Consider the following 3656-nt stretch of genomic DNA (forward strand, 5'->3'; position numbering starts at 1 on the left):
GAAAATCTACGTTATGGACTTGCATATCTCAAAAAAACCATTGTTTAAGTTTCCATGGTTCTGATGGGAAATTTTACAATAACGAGATGTGTTTAGATGAGAACTCTCTAGTCCGTAAAGAATTGGTCGAACAAGAAAAGTATGGGAAACTTGATAGAGCGGACTTAATGTTGTTAGGTGTCTTCGATGAATTACTTGAACTAGTCAAAGATACTCAAGAATACAATCCGGAATACAATTATGGCACTTATCAAATTGAATTAGAGATAAACACATCATACAAAGATAGTAATGATAAAAAGATATTCAACAATGAAAAAGTTAACACTAAACTAAAAGAGCTTAAAACAAGGCTAGCTGATTACTACGAAAATGAGCTTGAAAGTAAATTATTTGAGTATGAACTATTGAAATAGCGAGAAGACGATTTCCAAACGGAAATCGTCTTTTTCGATATTGTTGAAGTACTACATCTTGTAGTTGGTGTAAACTGATATATAGTTCTCTCTTATTTCACTACCTGTGGTTTGCGTAGATAGCCATAAACCATACCACTTACAACTGCACCAACCACAAGACAAAGGCTAGGTAGAGAAGGAAATCTGAAATAAGGGTGATAACGAAGATTCCTCCGTGTAGTGCCATGAGTTTGATGCCTGAAGGATCTATAAGTCACCTGCTACGACTGAACCAAGGATGAAGCTTGGGATCGCACGAGCCACATCTGTTGCACCAAGTGAAATCGTACCTTCAGTGATGAATGACAAGCTCATGATAATGTTTGTCAAACCAGAGTTACGTTCTTCTTTGATAGAGCTATCCTTAAAGAGAAGGGTTGCGACAAAGATGGCAAGTGCTGGCACTATTCCGCCAGCCATAACTGCTATCATAGGAAACAGTCATTATAAGCGTACATGTACCAAACATCCTTGAATATGATTTTTCTGTGTAATCGTTCCACTAATCACAATCATGGATGGTGAATTCTTTTCTTCATTTCTTTCAATCAACTGAAAATTCACGTCAACTTTTGTTTCAGGTATTCCATCACTATTCTCCTAAAAACTCAGAACTTTATCCGATAGGAGATGGTGGCGAATCCTCACAAAGTTTGAACATGATTCTGAGCGTAATTCCTCCATATTTCCAGGTACTCACTCGTTTCACCTGTTTCTCGATGCTTAAAGAATAGATTAAATAAAAATCCAACAAAGCCTGGATAAGATTGTGTTCTTACTAGTTGGCAGGTTGAAGAAGTCAACGGGACTACTTGACAATTTAAAATAGAATGCAGAAGAGAGTGTCTCGCATGTATCTCAATCCAAAAGGCTTCCTCATTGACCTTGCTTATTTCACAAGACATTTTTATCCCTTCTTTTGTCAAAATATCGTACTTTCTTCCTTCGTAGAAAAAATCTTCTCCGCCTTCAAAGTGAATGGCTTGATTTGTTGATAAATCAGGAAGCCATTTGTTCATCATTTTCAATGTTTCCCAAGCAACTTCTGCTTTCATATTCACAACTAACTTATCTGTATATGTTTTCATAATGTTATCCCATCTATTCAAATTATGGTAAAAAGAATCTTGACAAACAATCAAGATTCTTTCGCGTATGTTTTATTTTTCCAGTGGTTTACGCAAATATCCAAAGAGAATACCACTGACGACTGCGCCAACCAAGACAAAGACTAGGTAAAGAAGGGCATTTGAAGTAAGGGCGATGACAAAGATTCCTCCGTGTGGAGCCATGAGTTTAATACCTGCAAGACCGACAAGGGCACCTGTCAAAGCAGAACCTGCTACAAAGCTAGGAATTGCACGTGCTGGGTCGGCTGCACCGAACGGAATCGCACCTTCCGTGATGAAGGAAAGTCCCATGACAATGTTGGTCAAACCTGAGTTGCGTTCTTCTTTGGTGAACTTATCTTTGAACAAGAGAGTTGCTACAAAGACTGCAAGTGGTGGCACCATTCCGCCAGCCATGACTGCTGCCATGGCTACAGAACCACCTGAAGAGACAGTCGCTGCAAGTGTACCAGTACCAAAGACATAGGCTGCCTTATTGACAGGTCCACCCATATCAACAGCCATCATTCCACCAAGAACGAGACCAAGAAGGACAGCAGATCCGCCACCGAGTCCTGCAAGGAAGTCATTCATAGCAGTATTGATTGCTGCCATTGGAATGTTAACAGCCAACATAACAAATCCTGTCAAGATTGTTCCAAAGAGTGGTAAGAGCAAGATGGACTTAGCTCCTTCAAGAGAGCGAGGAACTTTGACGTATTTCTTAACGGCAAGAACCAAGGCACCTGCGATAAATCCACCCACAAGAGCACCAAGGAAACCAGATGATACACCTGCAAGGGTTGAAGTTGCTTCTCCACCTGCAGCATAAGGGATTTTACCAAAGGCAAAACCTTCTTTGGCAATAGCACCAGCCACAAAACCTGCTACCAAACCTGGTTTTTCAGCGATTGAGTAGGCTACATATCCTGCAAAGACTGGGAGCATCAAACCAAAGGCTGCACCACCAATTTTCATAAACATAGAAGCTAGCTCATGGTAGGATCCGAGATTGCCAAGACTATCTTGTGGCACACCCAAAGCACCATCGATCAAGAAAGCAAGGGCAATCATGATACCACCACCAATAACGAATGGCAACATTTGAGAAACACCACTCATAAGGTGTTTGTAGAAGGCACCGCCGAGACTTGTTTTTTCTTCGCTCGGTTGCGTTGTGCTAGCACCGTTTGTAGCATGGTAAACTTCTGCATCGCCAGAAAGGGCCAAATTGATCAACTCTTCTGTCTTACGGATACCGTCTGCAACCGGACGGTTAACCAAAGGTTTGCCATCAAAACGATCCATCTCAACAGCCTTGTCTGCTGCAATGATGACTGCTTTAGCCTTTTTGATATCTTCAGCCTTCAATTGATTACCAACACCGCTGGCACCATTGGTTTCAACCTTGATCGTAACACCCATTTCAGCAGCCACTTTTTGAAGGGCTTCTTGCGCCATGTAGGTATGTGCAATTCCTGTTGTACAAGCAGTTACAGCTACGATAAAGTCACCAGATTCATTGGCAGGTGCTTGAACAGGCTCCTCATCTTTTTCAGATGCTTGGTCAAAGATAGCAATCACTTCATCTGCTGAAGTCGCTTGGCGAAGTTTGTCTGCAAATCCATCTTTCATCAAGTATTGAGACAATTCTGCAAGAGCTGCTAAGTGAGTATCATTGGCACCTTCCGGAGCTGCAATCATGAAGAATAGGTCTGTTGGTTGACCATCCAAACTTTCGTAGTCAACACCCTTGTTTGACTTAGCAAAGAGAACCGTTGCTTCTTTGACAGCAGAGTTCTTGCTGTGCGGCATAGCAATTCCCTCACCCAAACCAGTTGAGGTCAAGGCTTCACGCGCCAAAATTCCTTCTTTAAAGGTTTCAAAATCCGTCACGTAACCGTGATCTACCAAACTTTTAATCATCTCTTCGATGACAGCTGTTTTTTCAGTTGCCTGCAAATCCAGCAACATGACATCTTTTCTCAATAGGTCTTGAATTTTCATCGTTTTTCTACCTCAACTTTTTCATATGTTTCTTTAATAAATTCCGCTGTTGCCAAGTCATCCGAGAAGGTAGTTGCTGTTC

The 3656-nt window shown here is 41.3% G+C and carries 2 protein-coding genes and 3 pseudogenes; 1 reads left to right on the forward strand and 4 read right to left on the reverse strand.

Annotated features, from left to right (window positions below):
- Positions 1 to 416 (forward strand): annotated as a pseudogene (locus tag SORDD16_RS05820) (hypothetical protein); the annotation flags it as partial.
- A gap of 92 nt (positions 417 to 508) precedes the next feature.
- Here the strand turns inward: SORDD16_RS05820 and SORDD16_RS10645 are convergent.
- The 4 genes and pseudogenes from SORDD16_RS10645 to SORDD16_RS12315 all read right to left on the reverse strand — a co-directional run.
- A pseudogene (locus SORDD16_RS10645) lies at positions 509 to 890 on the reverse strand (PTS fructose transporter subunit IIC); the annotation flags it as partial.
- Positions 891 to 914: 24 nt separating this feature from the next.
- Positions 915 to 1058: pseudogene (locus SORDD16_RS10650) on the reverse strand (DUF1149 family protein); the annotation flags it as partial.
- 44 nt (positions 1059 to 1102) lie between these two features.
- Positions 1103 to 1546 carry a hypothetical protein gene (locus SORDD16_RS05830; RefSeq protein ID WP_061452709.1) on the reverse strand — a complete coding sequence of 148 codons (444 nt, stop codon included), beginning with the start codon at positions 1544 to 1546 and terminating at the stop codon, positions 1103 to 1105.
- A gap of 72 nt (positions 1547 to 1618) precedes the next feature.
- On the reverse strand, positions 1619 to 3574 hold the full coding sequence (locus SORDD16_RS12315; protein WP_061452710.1) for a PTS fructose transporter subunit IIABC: 1956 nt from the start codon (positions 3572 to 3574) through the stop codon (positions 1619 to 1621).
- Between the last annotated feature and the right edge of the window lie 82 nt (positions 3575 to 3656).

The organism is Streptococcus oralis (assembly GCF_001578945.1).
Lineage (GTDB): Bacteria > Bacillota > Bacilli > Lactobacillales > Streptococcaceae > Streptococcus > Streptococcus oralis_Q.